This is a genomic window from Geobacter pickeringii, from assembly GCF_000817955.1.
GTDB lineage: Bacteria > Desulfobacterota > Desulfuromonadia > Geobacterales > Geobacteraceae > Geobacter > Geobacter pickeringii.
In genome coordinates, this window is record NZ_CP009788.1 from 652,508 (window position 1) to 672,260 (window position 19,753).

The following is a 19,753-nucleotide window of genomic DNA, read 5'->3' on the forward strand; positions in this document are numbered from 1 at the left end:
AGATGCTGAAGCGGATGTACCGGTTCCTGTCGTCGACGGAGCTGGCGGTCGTGCTCTTCCTGGCGGTTGCACTGCTGGCGATTCCCGGAACATTCACCGAAAACAGGACGTTCTACGCGCACCCGGTGTTTCTCTTCCTCCTCGGGGCGCTGGCGCTGAATCTGGCACTCTGCACCGTCCGCCGCTTCCGGTCGATCTCGCTGCCGGTACTGGTCCTGCACCTCGGGGTGCTGGTGGTCTGCGGCGGCGTCATCGCCCGGGCGTTCGGCTACGTGGCAACCGTCAATATTTACGAGGGGACGGCGGTCGACACCGTCTACCGCTGGGATCTCAACCGGGACGTTCCCCTGGGGGCGCAGCTCGCCGTGAAGCGGATCAACCGCGAATACTACCCGATTCCGGTCCAGATAGGGGTGCTCCGGGGGGAGCGGAAGGATTCCCTCAAGACCCTGAAGACCGGCGACAGCTTTCCCCTGGGCCCGTACCGCGTCGTGGCGGATGCCCTCCGTTTTCCCGACGAGGTCCTCACGCTCTCCGTCTTTCAGGGGGGGCGACTGGTGGGCTCCTGCGATACCGCCGGCGCGAGCACCCTGCCGGCGAACTTTCCCTACGGGTTCAAGCTGGTGGCGTTCCAGAACCCGGTGTTGAAGCGGTTGTGGGTCGATCTGGCGCTCACCCGGAATGCCGTCCCCGTGGCGGCGGGCACCTCTGAGGTCAATGCCCCCTTCATCTGGGACGGCCTTTATTTCTACAACACCCAGGTCGGCGTGGACGGCGCCGGCATCTCTTTTGCTGGGATCCAGGTGGTGAAGGACCCCGGAAGGCCCTGCGTTTTCGCCGGGTTTGCCCTCATGGGGGTCGGTGCGGTTCTATCTTTTGCGAGACGATTCAGGAAGGAGCTATGGACCTGACAGGAAGTGGCATGATCGGCATCTACGTTGCCGCGTTTCTTCTGGGGGCAGCCCATTCACTGGAGCCGGGGCACGGGAAGACGGTGGTCGCCGCCTATCTGGTCGGTTCCCGGGGGCGAAGCATCGACGCCGTCATCCTCGGCCTCGTCGTTACTTTCACGCACTCATTCAGCATCATCCTGCTGGGGCTCCTGGCCAAGTACTCCGCCCGCTATCTCTCCGACCAGGAGCTGCACGCCTACCTCGGCATCGTGGCGAGCCTGCTGATTCTCGGCATCGGCCTCTGGATGCTCCGGCAGCGCTGGCTCGGTCTCAAAGACCCGTCCCGTGCCCATCATCATCTCCATCTGTTCGGCTCCCACAGCCATGACCACGGCCACAACCACAGCCATTCCGATGATCACGATCATTCCCATGACCATCCCCACGTCCATGACGACCACGATCATCTCCACGATCATGACGAGCCCCACGGTCACGGCCATACCCATGCCGGTCACGGGCACCACCATCATGGCGACCGGTCGCTCGGCCCCATGGGGCTCCTGCTGCTCGGCATTTCCGGCGGCATCGTCCCCTGCCCGGCGGCCCTGGCGATCCTCCTCGCTTCCGCCTCGGTGGGGAACCTTGGCAAGGGGCTTGCGATGGTGCTCGTCTTCAGCGTGGGGCTCGCCTTTTCCCTGGTTGCCATCGGCCTTGCGGTGGTGAACGGGGCGCGGGTGGCGGGCCGGTTCATGGACACGGAGCGCTACGCACCGAAGATCGCCTTTGCCAGCGCCCTGGTCGTCACCCTCATTGGGGTGGTTACCCTCTATTCGTCCGTCACCCATTTCGCCGTTCTATGAAACGCCTGCTCGTCCTGATCCTCCTGCTGGTGTGCGGCATTCCCGCCCCTTCCTTTGCCCATCCGGAGACGGGGCTCCTTCCCGACGCCATTGCCGAGACCGAATACCGGATCGTCCTGGAGATCAATCCGAAGGACATCCAGACGCGCAACCGGCTCGGGATCGTGCTCTACCGGAAGAGCAAGCTGCGGGAGGCGGAGCGTGAGTTCGCCGAGGTGCTCCGGTCGGCGCCGAAGGATTTTGACGCCCACGACGGCATGGGGCTCGTGAAGCTGAGGCAGGGGATGACGGCCGACGCCATTGCCTGGTTCCAGAAGGCCATCGCCCTCAACGGCGAAGATACCATGGTGCATCACGGCCTCGGCCTCGCCCTGGAGCAGGCGGGACGGCTCCGGGAGGCGGAGGCGTCGTACCGCCGGGGGCTCGAGGTGAACGACCGGCTTCTCCGCACGGGGAGCAACCGGGAGAAGGAGCTGGAGCGCAGGGCCGTGCTTTCGGCCGCCCTGCAGAGTCTTCGCGACCGGATGAAACAATCAAAGGGGATGCAATGAAGACGAGACGCAACAGATGGGGGCTTCTGGCGCTTGCCGCCGGCATCGGCATCGTTACTTCCTTCGGTGAATGCCGGGCGGCGTCGCGGGAGGTGGGTCGCGAGATCCTGACGAAGGATACCGTCTGGACCGGGGAGATTGTCGTCACCGGCGACGTCAGCGTCCCGCCGGGAGTCACCCTCACCATCGAGCCGGGAACGACCGTACGCTTCCGGAAGATCGATCCGGCGAGCGACCGGAACCTCTTCGGGACCGATTCCCCCTACTATCCCCAGGCCGAGATCATCGTGACCGGCAGGCTCATTGCCCGGGGGAGCGCCGGGAAGCCGATCCTCTTCACCTCGGCCGAAGCGGTGCCCCAGCCCGCCGACTGGGGGGCCCTCAATTTCCTCGGCAGTACGGGGAACGTGGTGGAGCACTGCCGGATCGAGTACGCCTACAACGGCATCCATGCCCACGGTGCCCAGGTGCAGATCAGGGACAGCATCCTCGCGAAGAACGCCGTGGCGATCAGCGTCAAGAAGGAGGAGGAGGCGAAGGGGACCCCCGGCTTCGGCATCCCGGCGGACATCACCGTCACCGGCAATCTGGTGGAGGGGAACAAGGGGGGGATCAACGTCCGCACCTCCCGGGCCGTCATCAGCCGCAACACCATCCGCAACAACACCTTCTTCGGGATCTGGATCAAGGAGCAGTGCCGGGGGGAGATCAGCAGGAACGAGATAACCGGCAACCAGAAGGGGATTTTCTTCTACAAGGCAGAGGGGATGACCATCTCCGCCAACAACATTTACGACAACCTCTCCTACAATCTTGCCGTCGCGGACGAGCAGCCGCGCGATATTCCGGCTGCCGGCAACTGGTTCGGCACCACCGACCGGGCGAAGATTGGTGAGCTGATCTTCGACGGCGCCGCCGATCCTACGGTGGCGCGGATCGTGGTCGACCCGGTCCTCGGGGCGCGGGTCACGGATGCGGGGCGATAGAACGGGCAGAAACGGGGGAATCATCATGCCGAGCGTACACCGCAATCCGAATGTCATGTGGCGTGAAGAGGTCGACGCCCTGGCCGAAGTCCGTGAGGCCCTCGACCGGGGAGGCGACGTGGAGGACCAGGGAACGTCGGTCCTCTTCTCCGGCGGCACCATGCTCTCCCTCAACCTTCTCGGCACCGAGATCTGGAAGCTCTGCGACGGTCGCACCGTCGACGGGATCGTGGCCGAGCTGCTGACCCGGTTCGAGGTGGAGGAGGAGGTCCTGCGGGAAGATGTGGACGCCTTCCTCGCCGAGCTGGCGGCCAAGGGATTCATTACCTATGCAGAATGACAAGGAAAACATGGTGACGGTGATTTCGCGTGGAGAGCAAGGCGGCGGCGTGACGGGGCCGTCACTGGAAGCGCCGCTGACCATCAACTGGGCCATCAACAACAGCTGCAACTTCGCCTGCCGCCACTGCTACAGCCGCGTCGACACCCACGACGAACTGGACCGGGAGACCCTCTTCACCGCCCTGGAGAAGGTGGCCCGGGCCGGCGTCTTCTCCGTCAACTTCGGCGGCGGCGAGCCGCTCCTGCGCCGCGATCTCCTGGAGGTGGCGCGGTTCGCCAGCGGAACGGGGCTGCGGCTCTCCATGAACAGCAACGGCTGGTTCATCGACGGGGAGACGGCCGCGGCGCTCCGGGAGGCCGGCTTCACCAGGGTGGGGATCAGCATCGACAGCCACCTCCCTGAGGTCCACGACCGGTTCCGCGGGGTGGCGGGGAGCCACGGGCGGGCGGTGGCGGCCCTCGGGCACCTGGCGGCCGCCGGCATTGCCACCTCCGTTTCCACGGTCATCTGCCGGATCAACCACACCGCCATCGACGAACTGGTTGCCTTTGCCCGCGTCCACGGGGCAGGGCAGCTCAATTTCCACAACTTCAAATGCTCGGGGCTCGGCCTGGCCCACAAGGACGAGCTCGATCTGTCGCCCGCGGAGTGGCAGGAATTCTACCGGGGGGCCCTCGCCGCCAGGGAGCGGGAAAAGGGGCTCGACATCTCCCTGGACGACCCGATCATCGCACTCCTCGGTGCCCGTGACACCGGAAGCCTCGTCAAGGGGAGCGTCTGCGGCAAGCTCTCCCTCAACATCAAGGCCAACGGCGACATCACCCCCTGCGGCTTCATCCCCGTGGTCATCGGCAGCATCGTCCGGGACGACCTGCGGCAGGTCTGGCGCGATTCGCCGGTGCTGGAGAAGATGCGGAACAAGAAGGCGACCGGCAAGTGCTCGGGCTGCAGCAAGTACGAGGAGTGCCTCGGTGGCTGCTCCGCCCGGGCCCTGGCCCTCACCGGCGACCTGAACAGCCCCGACCCCCACTGCTGGGCCTGAACCATGGAACTGGCAACACCCATCACCATCCACTGGGACCTCCCCCCCCCGCCGGCCGACGCGGATTTCCTCCTCCGGATCGCCGCCGATATTGTAGCCTGCCGTCCCCTCATGCTCCAGCTCACCGCCTTCGCGCTCCCCCCGGACGACGGGCTTCGGGCGGTGCTGGAACGGTTGCGGGAGGAGGCGATCACCGTCTCGCTCACCGTTCCTCTGGCGCGCTGGGACGACACCGCGCGGGAGGCGTGCGGGGAGGTGGCGGTGAAGGAGATTCTTCTCGCCGTGGACTCCCCCGATGAGCTTCGTTTTGGCGAGGGCACCGTTCCTGCGCTGGCGGGGATCTCCTTTACGGTAACCCCCAGCAATTGGTGCAGCCTGCCTCCCCTCGTCTCCCTCTGCCGCCAGCGGGGAATCCGTCGCCTCGTTCTGCCGATGCAGCGCCTTTACGGCGGCGAGGCCCCGTTTTTCCTTACCGCAGAGGAGCAGGGGGAGCTGACGGCCGCCCTTGCCGCCGCCGGAGGGGTAGCGGAGCTGAACCTGACCATCCACGACCCCTTCCTCTGGCGGGCCTTTTACCCCGGCGTCCCCTTCCCCCAGGGGGGGTGCCAGGCGGCCAACACCATGCTGGCCATCGCTCCGGACGGCGGCGTCTATCCCTGTCCCACCCTGCCGGTGCGGCTCGGCTCCCTCGCCACCCGTTCCCTCACGGAGATCGCCGCCTCGGCAGATAAGAGAGAATTCCGGCGCCGGCTGCTGGAGCCCCCTGCCGCCTGCGGGGAGTGCGGGGTGCGGGGAGAATGCCGCGGCGGATGCCGGGGAAGGGCATACGTCATGCATGATTCCATGGATGGAGCCGATCCGGCCTGCCGCTAGAGGGGTCGGCCGTTTTCACATCGTCACCCGACACAGGATACCACCGATGAAACCTGCCTTCTTTACCCGTTTGGCGTTCGTCATCCTCACCCTGTTCCTCCTTGCCGGCTGCAAGGCGGAGGGGAAACGGCCGGTCGTGAAGATCGGCTACATGATCTGCAACAGCGAGCAGGAGACCCTGCGGCGTTTCGCCCCGCTGACGCGCTATCTGTCGGATGCCTGCGGCGTCGACTTCGTCCTCGTACCGGTGGATACCCACGATTTCGAGAAGCGGTTCAAAAGCGGCGATCTCACGTTCACCCACACCAATTCGCTCCTCTATGTCGTCCTCCGGGAGAACCACGGCCTGCAGCTCGTCGCCTCGGAAAAACGGGGGAAGTTCGGCGCCCGCAGCGCCGGCGCCATCATCGCCCGCAAGGGGAGCGGCATCGAAAAGCTTGCCGATATCCGGGGGAAGCGGATGGCGTTCGGCCCGATGCTCGCCCCCACCGGCTACCTGGCCGAGTACGACCTGATGCTGGCTGCCGGCATCAATCCGGAGCGCGATCTCGGCTACTATTCCATCCCCCCCGGCTCCTACAAGCACGAGAAGTTGATCTACGGGGTCCTCTACGGCAAGTTCGACGTGGCCGCGGCGCCGGTCCTTGACCTGGAGACCATGGCCCGGGAGGGGAAGATCTCTCCCGACGACTTCGTGATCCTCGCCCAGAGCCAGCCGATCCCCTACTGCACCTTCGGCGCTGCCAAGGGGGCCGATCCCGCGCTGGTGAAGAAGGTGCGGGACGCCCTCCTGGCCCTGAAGCCCACCGACACCGCCGAGGTGGAGGGGGAGCGGCTCAAGGTCATGAAGGAGGCATGGATCGACGGCTATGAGGAACTTCTCGACAGCGATTACAATCCGATCCGTGAAATGGCGAAGCGGGTCAATATGCCGCCGTACCAGAAGTATTAGGAGCTCAATGTTCAGGGACACCTTCGATAAGGCAGTCTGGTTTCTGCTGGCGCTGACCATGGCGGCGATCCTCCTCCTTGTCGCCAGGGGAGGCGAGCCGGGTGACGGGAAGCGGGGTGCGGGGCTCGGAAAGGCCGTGGAACGCGAGATGGCATACCGGGCCCGCGTCGAACTGGTCGGAAAGCTCTACCGTCCGGTGGAGGAGCTGCGCCAGTCGGGAAACAATGCGGCGGCCCTGCTCAAGCTCGACGAGCTGATCCGGAGCTACCCCGGAGAGGCCCACGGCCACATCCTCCAGGGGGAGATCCTGCGGGAGATGGGGGCCTTCGACGAGGCAGTGGCCTCCTACGTCGAGGGGGTGAAGCTGAACGGCGACTATCTCGATGCGAAGAGCCCCCTGTCGCGGCGGAAGGAGATACAGCAGCTCGTCGACGAGGGGCTGAAGAGCGTCGGCGCACGGGCGGCCGCCAGCCCCGGCAACCGGAGCGTGGCGGCGTCGCTGCAGAAGGTGAACTACCTCAAGAGCAGGCTGGCCGGGGGGTGCGAGTAAGATGGTGCGCGATCGGTATTTCTGGTCGGTGGTGGGCGCGGGGCTCCTCCTCGGGGCGCTCGGCGTGCTGCTGGCGGTCTGGGGAAACCCGGAAAATTCGGGGATCTGCGTCTCCTGCTTCATCGAGAACAGTGCCGGGGCCCTCGGCTTTCACGACAATCAGCGGATGCAGTATCTGCGCCCCGAACTGATCGGCTTTGTCCTCGGTTCGATGGCAAGCGCCATGCTTTTCGGTGAGTTCCGCTCCCGCGGCGGGAGCGCGCCGCTCCCCCGGCTCTTTTCCGGCATCTTCCTGATCGTGGGGTGCGGGGTGTTCATCGGCTGTCCCATCAAGCTCTTCCTTCGGCTGACGGCCGGCGACCTGACCGCCGTCGCCGGGGTTGTCGGGCTGGTGGCGGGGGTCTGGGCGGGGCTCAAGGGACTCGCCCGGGGGGTGGAGCTGGGCCCTCAGGCGAAGGAGACCGGCGGCTATCTGGTCCCGATGCTTTTTCTGCTGCTGCTCGCCTTTCTCTTCCTCCGTCCCGGGTTCGTCCTCGTCTCCACCCAGGGAAGCGCTTCCCAGCATGCCCCTGCTGTCATCGCCCTCGGCGCCGGCGTTCTGCTCGGCGCCGTTGCCCAGCGGACCCGCTTCTGCATCACGGGAAGCGTCCGGGACACCTTTCTGATGGGGTTTCGTTCCCCTGCCCCCTGGGGGCTCCTCGCCTTTGCGGCGGCGGCGATGGCGTTCAATGGCGCCACGGGGCGGTTCAATCCCGGCCTGTACGGGCAGCCCGGCGCCCACCTCGATTTCCTCTGGAGTTTTCTCGGCATGGCGCTGGTGGGGTGGGTCTCGGTGATCATCGGCGGCTGCCCCTTCCGGCAGTTGATCAAGGCCGGCGAGGGTGATGCCGACGCCGGGCTCGTGGTGGTCGGGATGTTCATCGGTGGTGCCATCGTCCAATCCTGGGGGATTGCCGCAACGTCCGCCGGGGTCCCCCTGGCCGGCAAGGTGGCGGTCTTAGCCGGATTTTCCCTTCTCTTCGCCGGCTCTCTTCTCTTTCGCAACCGAACTGCGTAAGTTGGTGGCCGATTATCTCCTCTTCCCCGAAGTTTTGCCTCGTGGTAATCGTATTCCAATTCTAATTTGCGTATACAGATAGGGTGGGTTTGCTTTTTGCAGACACCGGGGTGTAGTTATATCACCTGAGTTGTGTGATTCTCCCGACTTGGGAATTGAATGGTTTCTTTTTGTAATTTCTGACAGTTATGGATTGGCGTGTATTGTTTGCTGTGGCTAATGAATTTGATTGAGTTGGGTTGACTGGTGTTATGACTGGTTTGCCCGGTACGAACTCCTTGAATTGTCATCTTGTCAGGGAGTTCGAGGCCGACCGGCGGAGAGATGTGGAGGGTGGTCATGACGAAGGCGAAAAAGACAGGGTGCAGCGGCTGCTCAATGCTAGTGTCTGCATGTTCATTGATAGTGGTGTGCGTCGCCATGCTCTTTGCCCCTGTCGATGCGGCCCGGGCCGGCACCATTACCAGTTGTTCGGGATGTCACGGCATGCCGCCGGTCGATGCCCCGTACCGGAATATCTCCACAGGTCGGTTTGCGGGAAGCCACTGGACCCACATGGCCCCCACGGCGACCGCCAACACCTGCGCGATCTGTCATCCGGGGAGCGGTTCCTACACATACTCCCACCGGAACGGCAAGATCAAGCTCTCGGGTCATATCAACAGCTCGCTTCCGGTGACGAAGTATAACAACATCACTTCCGCTTTTTCGCAGACTGCCATCCCGGCTCTCTCCTCCTGCACCAATGTCAACTGCCACTTCGAAACGACCACTCCCCAGTGGGGGAGTGCGGCATTCAGCGCGCCGGCCGACTGCGGCAAATGCCATGGCGCTCCGCCGAGCGGCGGGACAACGGGAGCGGCCGGCAGCCATGCCAAGCACGACCAGTATTATACCGGTGCCACCAACTGCCTGAAGTGCCATTCAAACAACACCACCTTCCAGCACGCCACCAGTGCGGGGCGGCGCAATCTGAACATCAGCTTCGCAGCCGCTCCCAACAACGGCAGCGGCGTCTATTCCGGCGCACTCAACGATTACCTGCCGAGCCAGACCAATACGTTCGGAACCTGTACCAACATGTACTGCCACAGTAACGGCCAGAAAAGCATGGGGAACTTCTCCACCGTCACCGTCCCGACCTGGGGAACTCCCTTGCCGACCAACTGCACGGGGTGCCACAGGTCCAACAATGCCTCCGGCAACATCATGGCCTCGGGCAGTCACAGTCGGCACGTCAATGCGGCCAAGTTCTACACCATCGGCTGCAACAAATGCCATGCCGGCACGGCCAACAGCACCATGGCAATCGCCGACACCTCCGTTCACGTCAACGGCAAGGTCAACATCAAGTTCAACAGCCTTACCACCGCCATCAACGGCACCTACGGAGGCCAGCCCACCCCCTACGCCAAGGATCCCGGCTCGGCCTACGGCCAGTGCAACAATGTCTACTGCCACTCGAACGGCCAGAACGACGGCGGAACCGGCATAACCTACAAGCAGCCGGTCTGGGGGAACTCGGGAAGCGGCGCCTGCGGCACCTGCCATGGCACCAGCCACAGCTTCGCGGCCGAGATCACCACCGGGAGCCACACCAAGCACCTCGCCAAATCTCCCTATACCGACCCGACGGTCTGCCTGGTCTGTCACAATGTCGGCGGATTGCCCTTTGACGGCAGCTGCAACAACTCGTGCCACAACGGAACGTCACAGCACGCCAACGGCAAGATCGATCTCGTATTCCCGTCAAATTTTGGTGCCTCGGCGGTGTACAACGGCAACCCGAGGCCGGGGAACGGCTACAGCACCTGCTCCAATGTCAACTGCCACTACAGCACCACCACCCCGACCTGGGGAACGCCGACCCCCATCGGCTGCCTCAACTGCCACACCCTTGCCATACTGTTGGCCAGCGGCTCCCATGCCAAGCATATCAGCGCCACCGCTTCGCCGACCATGTATAACTACACCGCCAACCGCTCCACTGCTGCTGAATACAACTTCGGCTGCTCGAACTGCCATCCCGTCAGTTCAACCTACCATCACAACGGAACGATCGATGTGACCCTCCAGAACAATGAAGCCGGTGTCGGTTTCCTCCGCACGAGGAACAGCGCAACCGCAGCCGGTTTGAATGTCGCCAACAGCGGCATAATCGGTACTTCGAAAACCACCGTCAAGTGCACCATGGCGTACTGCCACAGCAACGGCAACGCCGCCAACCTGATCTATGCCACCACCCCGGACTGGTACGGTGGCAGCTTCACCGGCGACCGCTGCGCCAACTGCCACGGCAACTCCCCCAACAGCACCATTGCCGGGTCCAAGTCCCACTACAACAACCGCTTCCTCGGGTACACCAGCACCCCCGGCGGCCACCAGATGGGCATTCACGCCATGGGGATCTACAGCAGCCCGAGCGGCTTGGCCAAGGCAGGAACCGGCGGGGACAGCAGCCATGGCAATGGGGCCACCGCCACCACCGTCAGCTGCAATATCTGTCATTACCTGACCGTCACCACGGCCCGCAACGACAACAACGTGGTCTGCAAGACCTGCCATTACACCGGCAACACCGTGGGCGCCCTGGCCGGCAACCCGGCCGTTATCGCCGACAAGTCGAAACACGTCAACGGCACGGTCGACGTGGCCTTCAACCCGGTAAGCGTCCTTTCCAAGGCCCAGGTCCGGCAGAAGTACTACATAACCCATACTTACAGCAGCGCCTGGAAGCGCAACGGCGGCTACAAGGTTTCCGGGGCCTACGACTCGGCCAAGGCGCCGCTCAATACCGCCACCATGTGGAACGGCTCCACCAAGACCTGCTCCAACATCGCCTGCCACATGGGCAACAGCGTGAAGTGGAGCGACAACAACGGCGCCGTCGACTGCTTCAGTTGCCACGGCTCGCTGTAGCGGGTGCATAACTTGCATTGGGGAGCATGCTGTAAGCGTCCCTACTGAGAAGACTTCTTTCTATTTACTGCACGAGGTAATCATATTATGGGAACGATACTTGCCAGGAGAATCAGGGGAATGAGTTTATGGTCGAAGATCGGCATAGTATTTATGCTGCTCACGGGCATTCTCGTCTACCAGGGCCTGTTCCGACCAGAGCCCCTGAACTCGGCAACCAATACCTATTACTTCGGCCTTTCATCGGTCAACCTGGGTGCCGACGGCAGTACCAACACCGCTGCCGTCCTGAACGGCAAAATATCCATGAGTACCGGCGTTTATACCACCTCCCAGCGGGTCAGCGCATCCTCGGTCACCACCGAACAGACCTTGATCAACGCCTACGGGCCGGCCTATGCCACCAAGCAGACCGTGGACGCGCCGGCGGTTACCATCGGGGTCCGCGACCGCAACGGCACGGCCAACAATATCTACTGGAAGGCGTACGTCTACGATTACGACCCTGCCGGGACCGCCGGCAACGGCACACTGCTCTGGACCTCCGACGCCATCGAGTCGCACCCCGCTGTCCAGACCCCCCTGGCCCTGACATTCACCAACCCCCTCCCCAAGGATGTCAATGCCGGGCACCGGCTCAAGGTTGTCATAACCTGCCAGATGGCCAGCACCGCCTCTTCTGCCCGCCTGCAATGGGGCAGCGGCACCAACTATGCCTTCTTCACCGTGACCGAGGCGAACTACGTCGCCAACTCCGTAACGGTCACCAACCTCGCCGACTACTACGGCGGCCAGCTCACCAGTGTCACCCAGGGCGACAAGAATGTCCCCATGCTGCAATTCGACCTCTACACCAACGTTGCCGGCGGCACCACCTGGACCGGTGGCAAGCTGGACCAGATCGGCACCAATAACGTTGTCAATACGTACGTCGGCGGAGTCCTGGACACTCCCAGCGATGTTTCGTTCTCGATTTACAAGGACTCGAACGGTACCGGTGCCTTCGAACCAACGGACACCCTGGTAGGCGGGCCATATACCTACGATCAGCTCATAGGCCAGACCTATACCCTGGCCACCGCCCAGAACCTTACCTCCACGCCGCAGCGCTACTTCATCGTCTACAACTTCAGCCGCACCGCCACCTATAACACCACGGCCGGGGCGCGCATCGTCGACGGCAGTTATTTCACGGTCGGTGCCAGCGCCACGGGCGGCGTGGTGAACGTTGCCAGTACCTCCTCGTCGACCCCCAACATCAACTATGGCGGCGTCGCCATCACGAAAGTCTACGCGGCTGACTGGGATTCAGGCACATCGCTGACGGGCATTGCCGAAACCGGCGGGCCATCGGCCACCAACACGTCCTGCATTACCCGGACCACGGCCGCGGCGAGCTTCCCGCTGGTTGGCCTGCTCAACTACCCGGCCCACAACTGCTCCAGTATCGCCGGCCAGGGGTATTCGACCTCTTCGGCCCAGAGCAATTTCGCCACGCTCTATTTTGGTGGTGTGGGATATGCCTCGAACATGCTGAGCGTCCAGGGGACCTCCTTCACCTGCCGGGTTTCGACCAACAGTGGTGGAACCGTCACCCTGCAGCTTTTCTATGTTACGGCGGGCGGCGTGCGGGTCAATGCGCCCATAACCTCCACCTTCACCACAAACTCCAGCATCAACCAGGCGACCACCATATCCCTGGCCGGCCAGAGCTTCAGCAATGTCCCCCAGGGGGCGCGGCTCGGCATCCAGATCGGTGTCACCGCCAACATGACCATCGGCCTCGGCGGCGCCAACGGCCTGACCGGCACGACGTCGGGGGCCAACCTGACGGTGGATGAAACAGCCGCTGCAAACGAAAACGTCGATGTGGGCAATGGCGTCATCGTATCCAACGCCAACGTCTATGCGTCCGATACCGGCTTTGTGCTCGACTCGTTCAACCTTACCGCTGCCAAAGCCAAGACCGTCACCGGCATTACGCTGACCGGTAATGCGCTGTTCAACAGCACCAACATCAAGAACGTCAAGCTCTATCAGGATGCCGGCACCCTCGGTGCCCTCGATGCCGCCGATACTCTGGTGGCCACGCTGCCCGGCTCCAGCATCAGCGGGAACAGCATCAGCTTCACCGGACTCTCCCTGAGCGTTTCCACCTCGGTCAAACGCTATCTGGTGGTCGTCGATATCAGTGACACTCCCAACGTCAACGTGATTGTCCAGGCCTTGGTCAGCGGCCTCACCGTGGCCACCACCGGCACCATGGGGGACAACACCGACAGCACCGGTGCCACCCTGACCATCCAGCCGACCACCACCCTGACCAACGGGACAGCCGAACCGGCCAATACCATCGTCAATGCCAATGCCGGGGCAACGTTGCTCGACGCCTTCGGCATCAAGACCAACGGCGGGATCAACGACCAGATCACTGACGTTACCGTTACCCTGAGCACTGCCTCGGCCCTCCCCGTGGGTAACGTTGTCTCCGACTTCGTTTCCAAGGTGGAAATCGTCGACAGTACCAATACGGTAGTCTACGGCTACCTGACAGCGCCGACCACGGGAGACAACTGGCAGGTGGTCACTGCCGGCCTCTATGCCACTGTCGGTACCTCCCAGTGCTACGTGCGCATTACCCCCAAGGCCAACCTCGGGGGGACCTATGTGGTGAAGGCGTCGGTAACCTCGTTGACCCACCTCAGGTCCATCAACCGGCTGGTGCTGGGGGGGGATACAACCAGCGGAGCCGTCACCCTTGACGGCGCCCCCCCCACCGATCCGCCGAACTTTACCGCCACAACCGCCAGTAACGCGGCAGCCATCAATCTTGACTGGAATGCCTCCACCGATGCCAGTGGCAGCGCCGTTACCTATGCGGTGGTCAGGGGCCTGGGCAACGCTCCGGCACCCAAGAACTGCACGCCGGTGGCCGGCAAGGTCTTCCAGATCTACCAGGGTTCCTATCCGGGCACCACGCCGAAAGTTGTCGATTCAGGCCTGGTGGAGGGGGAATCCTACGGGTACCGCGTCTGCGCCACCGACGCGGTGGGCAACACCAGCGCCGGGTCCACGTCCCATACAACCGCTGGCATCATCAACCGCTGCAACCTGGCGCCGACCCTGCAAATCAATCCGAGCGACAGCTACATCAATGCCGGGGAGACAAAGCAGCTTGCCGTGACGGTCACCAACAACGATACCGGCGTCTGCAGTGCCAGTACCTTCCAGCTTTCGCTGGTTGGCACGCCGAATACCACCGATTATGCCCCGGTAACCTTCACGACCAACAACTTCGTGCTGCCGACCAACGGCGGTGCCATGTACCTGAAGATGAACGTTACCGCCAATGCCGGTGCGCCGCAGTTGGCGATGAACCACTTCTCCGTCAAGGTCGACAAGAGCGGCGCCTCCGTCGCCACCGTCCAGTACCCCGACCCGGTCCACGTGGTGGTCAACAAGTATGGCACCATGATGCACAGCAGCATGCAGCTCGGCACCCAGAAATACGGCCAGTGGGGGCTGAATTATACCTGTGCCACCTGCCACAACCCCAACGCAACCAACCTCAAGCGGGTCAATAATGTGATCGCCACGCCGACCGGCAACCGGTCCGTGGTGTTCACCACCATCTCGGCAGCCAGGACGGTCACCACCGGCGTCATGGGGAACGATCTGCGTGGCGGCACCACCAGCACCAACGTCTGCGAGGTCTGCCACCACAACGCGAGATTCCACCAGTACAGCTCCAGCAAAGTGGCCTGGAACACCCACAACAACAGCCAGGACTGCATGCGCTGCCATGACCACCGGATCGGCTTCAAAACCGTGAACCAGGGCCTCTCCTGCACCGACTGCCACGGCTACCCCCCCAGTCAAAAATCCGAGTTGGTGAATCCGCCCACTAACGTCCTCTACCCCTACACCGTCGGTAACGATGCCGGGGCGCATCCCACACACAATGCCCGCAACGTGAAATGCCAGGCGTGCCACAGCAACGCCAACCACCTGACGACCGCTCAGCCCGACACCCACCTGAATATGGGCTTCAGCATCAGGAGCAGCAATTTCACCGGATTCAACGGTTTCGCCGTCTTCACCAGCGGTATCATCAAATCGGTTACCCCCTCCAACGGCTATACCTTTGTGGCTGCTCCGGGGACCACCATCGCCCCGGCCTATGACAAGATCATGACCTGCAGCGTCTACTGCCACGGCTACTGGAACGGCAGCTACACGGCCAGCGGCGGCTACAACACCGAGGTGAGCTGGAGCGGGGTCTCCCAGACGGGGTGCAGCTCGTGCCACGGCGGCGAAGCCGCGTCGCCCCCCCCCTCCGGCAGCCATCAAAAGCATGCCGGCAACAAGCCGGGGTACGGCAACGGCATCAACTGCGGGACATGCCACGGCTACCGCAATTACTCCACCAGCAAGACGCACCTCAACGGCAAGGTCGAGTGGGATCTCTCCAGTATTTCGACCATCGCCGCCTACAAGGGACTCAACAAGGGAAACACCGGCGCACCGGCCCCCTCGGCCCCGGCCAGCTACGGCAGTTGCTCCAATCTGTACTGCCACAGCAACGTCCAGTCCGCCGGCGGCACCGGTGGTCCCACATCGTACGCCACGCCAACCTGGGGTGGATCCACCACCTGCGGCAGCTGCCATCCCGAGCCGAACACCTCGGGCGGCCACAGCCAGCACGTCGCACCGGGTGTAACCGGCTTCAGCTGCCGCATCTGCCACGGCAGCGGCGGTGACGCCAACCCGCTCAACCATGCCAACGGCAAGATTAACTTCCTGTTCGGCGGCCTGGCCAGCAACACCCACTACTCCTACAGTTCCGCCAAGACGCCGGGATCGGGACCGTACGGCACCTGCTACAACAGCGACTGCCACGGCCGCCGGACCATCACCTGGGGACCGTCCACGGCCATTTCGCTCTGCAACAAGTGCCACACTACCAATCCGTCATCTTCAGGCTTCTACAGCACCGCCGGACCGGGGGGCACCACCTCCAATACCGATCCGTACGTCGGCGCCCACTTCCAGCACATCACCTCCATGCCGTTCAAATTCTCGGCCAAGTTCGACTGCTCCCAGTGCCACCTCAAGCCGACCGGCCCCTACTCGCCCGGCCACATCGATACGGCCTTGCCGGCCGAGCTTACCTTCGGAACGCTGGCCACCAGCGGTGTCCAGAACGGGTATACCAGCGCTGCCCATCAGCCCTCCTACAGCTACGCCACCAAGCAGTGCAGCAACGTCTGGTGCCATGGTGCGGGGATGAACTCCAACCAGGGGACCGGCCCCTACGGCTCCATCGGCCCGGTGGCCCAGGGGTATGATGGCGGCACTCTGGGATCTCCGCTGCCGGCCATCTGGAATTCTCCGTTCCTGGCCACTGCCCCTGACAAGTGCCAGACCTGCCATGCCTCGCCGCCGCCGGCGCCCAAATCCGGTTACCAGCATTTTGACGACGATACCGGTGCCCCCTATGCGCGCACCAAGTGCACCAACTGTCACCGGCATTTGAACGCCACCGGTGACGGTTTCAGCGACCCGACGAAGCATGCCAACGGCGTTGTCGACAGCTGCAACAACTGCCATGGCCGTCCCCCCATCGACAACGGAACCCTGACGAAGCCGGCCATCGGCGCTCTTTCCACCGGCGCAGTGGGTGCCCACCAGGCCCACCGGCTCAACCCGAATATCGGCAACGACTGCACCGCCTGCCATTACAACTCCAGCTACGCGATGCCGAGCTACCAGCTGGAGATCGGTTTCCACGCCTACGGCAACCGGGTCACCCGGGGGGTCTTCTACGGCATGTCGTCCCTCCCCAGCATCGGGTATTCACAGCCCATCGTCTACTTCTCCACCTGGACCAGCACCAAGGTGCGCCGCACGAGCGATACGACAAAGATCAACACCTGCTCGAACGTCTACTGCCATGGCGGCGGCACGAACACCCTGCCGGCCCTTGGCGGCGGCACGAACACCAGCCCCAACTGGGAGAAGGGGCCGTCCCAGGCCACCTGCGGCAGCTGCCACGGCGTGACCGGCAACACGTACAACACCAGGGGCTCCCACGGTGCCCACGTGGGGACCGCGTTCGGAGACCCGCATCTGGACTGCAGCAACTGCCACGGCATCAAGGTGAACAACTACCATGTCAACGGCAAGGTGGAGTGGAATTTCTACACCACCGCCCAGCGGCTCAACCAGCTCGCCATAAGCAAAGGCTTCACGAACCACACGACCGGCTCCACCGCGCAGGGGTACAAAAACCCTGGCGCTGCAAACTTTACGACAACCGGCTATGCAAACAACCTAGCTCCCAGCCCCAGTTACGGCTCCTGCCAGGTCTACTGCCACAGCGACGTCTATGACAAGTATTACCGGGTGCCGACCTGGGGCAGTGCACCCATGACCTGCGACAGCTGCCACCGGGACCAGACCACGGCCGGCCGGTTCACCGGCTCGCACCAGAAGCATGCCGCCAGCTCGGTCAACGGCGGGTACAGCATCGACTGCATGATCTGCCACAACGGCTCCGGCGCGGGCAATCCGCTGCATATCAACGGAGTGGTTGACGTTATCTTCAATACCAGCATTGTCGGAACGGCGGGGGTGTATAACAGTGCCACCAAGCAGTGCTTCAACATCCTCTGCCATGACAGCACGGCGTCAACCGGACCGACCTGGGGGACCAGTTCAACCGGCAACTACAACACCGGTACCTACAAACCGACCTGTATCGGTTGCCACAGCGGCCAGGTCGGTGGCCGCACTGCAGTCATTCCGCAGTTCGCCGGCGCGTCGCACCACGTTCAGGGCGTGCCGATGAGCGCCACTTACTGCTACCCGTGCCACATGGAGGCCAATGCCAACGGTACGGTCAATCCGGCCTTCCATAACCGTTCATCCAACCGGACGGTCGACCTGGTAATCTGGAAGAACGGCGCACGGGGAGCCACCCCGGTATTCACCAGATATACGGCCGCCGGCAGCGCCTCCCGCAAGCGGACGGAATACGCCAAGATCAACAACGTCTGCATCGGCTGCCACCGGGGTAATGCCGCCACTGCCACGCCGTTCAGCGCCAGCGGCGACACCAGGACTCCCGAAGCCTACTCATGGGATACCTACAGCATCTACGAGCGCTACAGCACCGCGACGACCACTGCCTGGGGCAAGGTCACCGGCAACAGTACGGTGAACAAGACCCTCACCAAGGCGTACTCGGCCCACGGCCGGGCCGACCTGAACCAGCGGGGCTGGACCTTCGGCTCCTACACGGGTGGACCTAAACACGTCAATGCCGGCAGCTCCGTCAAAGTGCTCTGCATCGACTGCCACAACTCCCACGGCACCCTCGCCACCGGCGTCATGACCAGCTACTCCAGCGCCACGGGCCGCTACAGCGGCGGTATGCTCAAGTCCACCATTCAGGGGGTCGATGGCTATAACGCCACCTATGCGCCGGTGGCGGGCGGTGACCCGGCTGCGCCCAACAAGAACGTCTACAATACGGGTGCTTCCCTCTGCTTCGACTGCCACAATAACAAGACATCCAGTGCCACCATGCCGTGGGGCTACAACAGCACCTTCGGCTCCAGCCAGCCCATCTACGGCTACAACGACAAGCCGTACTTCGGCAACTACTCGACCTTCGCCTCGACGATCACCTATCCGTACAAGGCGAACAATCCCACCAACAAGGGGGGACACTATGGTCCGTCGTCGCCGCTGACCACGACTGTCACCCAGCGGACCTTCCCGTCGGGCATGAAGGACAGGGCATACTCGGCCGGTGTCTCTTCGCCCATCAACGGCCTCTGCACGCCCTGCCACGATCCCCACGGCGTCAGCCCGTCCCTGGGAGCCAATCAACAGTATGGCGTGCCGCTGCTCAAGGGGACCTGGGTCACCTCACCCTACAAGATGGATGCAACGCCGCAAAACACCAACGAGGTCCGCGGCGGCAGCAGCCACCAGCCGACGCCAGCGCTAAATGTCGGCAGTACGCCTCTGTACAGGATAGACCAGAACAGCATGCAGGCGGGAACCAGTGGTACACCGGCGACCGCCAAGTCATGGACATTCGCCACTGCCGCCACGACGCTGCAGACGACGACCGACACCCAGTTCGCCGGACTCTGCACCGGCTGTCACAACAAGTCGGTGCTCAACAATACGGCCGCCGTGCAAAAAGCCCCCGGTACAACCGGGAGCTGGAGGTCCATGACCAGGATCCACAACACCGTCAACGGCTGGGCGGTGACAACCGGCACGGGCGGAAACATGGGCAACAAGGTGCATGCATTCACCTGCTCCAAGTGTCACACGCCGCACAACGCCCGGTTGCCGCGGCTCATGGTGACCAACTGCCTGGATGCCAAGCATCGCGGCAGGGTGGTTACCGGCGGGAATCCGCAGGAGTACACAACGTATTATCAGAGCGGGGCCGGCAAGGGACGGTTCCCCATAGGCGGTGGCGGTTATAAGAGTCGCGGTTCTGCGAGCAACCCCGGTTCCTGGTTCTTCGGCCAGTCCCAGACCACGGTCCAGAACAGCGCGCCGGCACTTACCGTGACCACCCAGACCCAGTGCCACAACACGGCAACCGCCGGCGGCGCAACCTACACCAACTACACAACGCAGCGCTGGAACAACAAAACACCATGGTAGTTTGACGGCAGACAGCCGGGGGCAGTTCGT

General features: G+C 63.2%; 13 protein-coding genes. 12 read left to right on the forward strand and 1 reads right to left on the reverse strand.

Annotation, left to right across the window (positions count from 1 at the left end):
* The first annotated feature begins 2 nt into the window (after positions 1-2).
* The 10 genes from GPICK_RS02990 to yedE are packed head-to-tail and all read left to right on the forward strand — an operon-like array spanning position 3 to position 8,110.
* Positions 3-911 (forward strand): ResB-like family cytochrome C biogenesis protein, encoded by a 909-nt coding sequence (locus GPICK_RS02990; RefSeq protein ID WP_039745198.1) that lies wholly within the window; start codon positions 3-5, stop codon positions 909-911.
* The gene (locus GPICK_RS02995) at positions 902-1,756 is read left to right on the forward strand and encodes a HoxN/HupN/NixA family nickel/cobalt transporter (protein WP_084201325.1); all 855 of its coding nucleotides are present in this window, start codon (positions 902-904) and stop codon (positions 1,754-1,756) included. Before GPICK_RS02990 ends, GPICK_RS02995 begins: the two co-directional genes overlap by 10 nt.
* Positions 1,753-2,307, forward strand: a complete 555-nt coding sequence (locus GPICK_RS03000; protein ID WP_039740393.1) for a tetratricopeptide repeat protein — start codon at positions 1,753-1,755, stop codon at positions 2,305-2,307. Before GPICK_RS02995 ends, GPICK_RS03000 begins: the two co-directional genes overlap by 4 nt.
* Complete coding sequence (locus tag GPICK_RS03005; RefSeq protein WP_039740395.1) at positions 2,304-3,293, forward strand: NosD domain-containing protein; 990 nt, start codon at positions 2,304-2,306, stop codon at positions 3,291-3,293. The genes GPICK_RS03000 and GPICK_RS03005 overlap by 4 nt, the downstream gene beginning before the upstream one ends.
* A 25-nt stretch (positions 3,294-3,318) precedes the next feature.
* A complete protein-coding gene (locus tag GPICK_RS03010) occupies positions 3,319-3,633 on the forward strand; it encodes a GeoRSP system PqqD family peptide chaperone (RefSeq protein WP_039740397.1) in 315 nt (104 codons plus the stop codon).
* A gap of 10 nt (positions 3,634-3,643) precedes the next feature.
* Positions 3,644-4,678, forward strand: a complete 1,035-nt coding sequence (locus tag GPICK_RS03015) for a GeoRSP system radical SAM/SPASM protein (protein WP_052263483.1) — start codon at positions 3,644-3,646, stop codon at positions 4,676-4,678.
* 3 nt (positions 4,679-4,681) lie between these two features.
* Positions 4,682-5,551 carry a GeoRSP system SPASM domain protein gene (locus GPICK_RS03020; protein WP_039740400.1) on the forward strand — a complete coding sequence of 290 codons (870 nt, stop codon included), beginning with the start codon at positions 4,682-4,684 and terminating at the stop codon, positions 5,549-5,551.
* A 46-nt stretch (positions 5,552-5,597) separates the two neighbouring features.
* Entirely contained in the window at positions 5,598-6,503 is a 906-nt protein-coding gene (locus GPICK_RS03025; RefSeq protein ID WP_039740401.1) for a phosphate/phosphite/phosphonate ABC transporter substrate-binding protein, read from the forward strand.
* A 7-nt stretch (positions 6,504-6,510) separates the two neighbouring features.
* The gene (locus GPICK_RS03030; RefSeq protein WP_039740403.1) at positions 6,511-7,053 is read left to right on the forward strand and encodes a hypothetical protein; all 543 of its coding nucleotides are present in this window, start codon (positions 6,511-6,513) and stop codon (positions 7,051-7,053) included.
* 1 nt (position 7,054) lies between these two features.
* The gene (yedE, locus tag GPICK_RS03035; RefSeq protein ID WP_039740406.1) at positions 7,055-8,110 is read left to right on the forward strand and encodes a YedE family putative selenium transporter; all 1,056 of its coding nucleotides are present in this window, start codon (positions 7,055-7,057) and stop codon (positions 8,108-8,110) included.
* Between the two features lie 116 nt (positions 8,111-8,226).
* Here yedE and GPICK_RS17525 read toward each other — a convergent pair whose 3' ends face one another.
* Positions 8,227-8,532, reverse strand: coding sequence for a hypothetical protein (locus GPICK_RS17525; protein WP_052263255.1), 306 nt, complete (start codon positions 8,530-8,532; stop codon positions 8,227-8,229).
* Between GPICK_RS17525 and GPICK_RS03040 the strand changes: the two genes are divergently transcribed.
* Positions 8,531-11,029 carry a CxxxxCH/CxxCH domain c-type cytochrome gene (locus tag GPICK_RS03040; protein WP_236685626.1) on the forward strand — a complete coding sequence of 833 codons (2,499 nt, stop codon included), beginning with the start codon at positions 8,531-8,533 and terminating at the stop codon, positions 11,027-11,029. The two genes, GPICK_RS17525 and GPICK_RS03040, sit on opposite strands and share 2 nt — an antisense overlap.
* A gap of 153 nt (positions 11,030-11,182) precedes the next feature.
* A complete protein-coding gene (locus GPICK_RS03045; protein ID WP_236685627.1) occupies positions 11,183-19,723 on the forward strand; it encodes a CxxxxCH/CxxCH domain c-type cytochrome in 8,541 nt (2,846 codons plus the stop codon).
* Positions 19,724-19,753: the final 30 nt, after the last annotated feature.

What these genes read in the sequence shown, in the direction of transcription:
- GPICK_RS02995 (WP_084201325.1), top strand. Translation starts at nt 902, where the DNA reads ATGGACCTGACAGGAAGTGGCATGATCGGCATCTACGTTGCCGCGTTT.
- GPICK_RS03030 (WP_039740403.1), top strand. Translation starts at nt 6,511, where the DNA reads ATGTTCAGGGACACCTTCGATAAGGCAGTCTGGTTTCTGCTGGCGCTG.
- GPICK_RS03000 (WP_039740393.1), top strand. Translation starts at nt 1,753, where the DNA reads ATGAAACGCCTGCTCGTCCTGATCCTCCTGCTGGTGTGCGGCATTCCC.
- GPICK_RS17525 (WP_052263255.1), bottom strand. Translation starts at nt 8,532, where the DNA reads ATGGCGACGCACACCACTATCAATGAACATGCAGACACTAGCATTGAG.
- GPICK_RS03015 (WP_052263483.1), top strand. Translation starts at nt 3,644, where the DNA reads ATGGTGACGGTGATTTCGCGTGGAGAGCAAGGCGGCGGCGTGACGGGG.
- yedE (WP_039740406.1), top strand. Translation starts at nt 7,055, where the DNA reads ATGGTGCGCGATCGGTATTTCTGGTCGGTGGTGGGCGCGGGGCTCCTC.
- GPICK_RS03040 (WP_236685626.1), top strand. Translation starts at nt 8,531, where the DNA reads ATGCTCTTTGCCCCTGTCGATGCGGCCCGGGCCGGCACCATTACCAGT.
- GPICK_RS03045 (WP_236685627.1), top strand. Translation starts at nt 11,183, where the DNA reads ATGCTGCTCACGGGCATTCTCGTCTACCAGGGCCTGTTCCGACCAGAG.
- GPICK_RS03020 (WP_039740400.1), top strand. Translation starts at nt 4,682, where the DNA reads ATGGAACTGGCAACACCCATCACCATCCACTGGGACCTCCCCCCCCCG.
- GPICK_RS03025 (WP_039740401.1), top strand. Translation starts at nt 5,598, where the DNA reads ATGAAACCTGCCTTCTTTACCCGTTTGGCGTTCGTCATCCTCACCCTG.
- GPICK_RS03005 (WP_039740395.1), top strand. Translation starts at nt 2,304, where the DNA reads ATGAAGACGAGACGCAACAGATGGGGGCTTCTGGCGCTTGCCGCCGGC.
- GPICK_RS03010 (WP_039740397.1), top strand. Translation starts at nt 3,319, where the DNA reads ATGCCGAGCGTACACCGCAATCCGAATGTCATGTGGCGTGAAGAGGTC.
- GPICK_RS02990 (WP_039745198.1), top strand. Translation starts at nt 3, where the DNA reads ATGCTGAAGCGGATGTACCGGTTCCTGTCGTCGACGGAGCTGGCGGTC.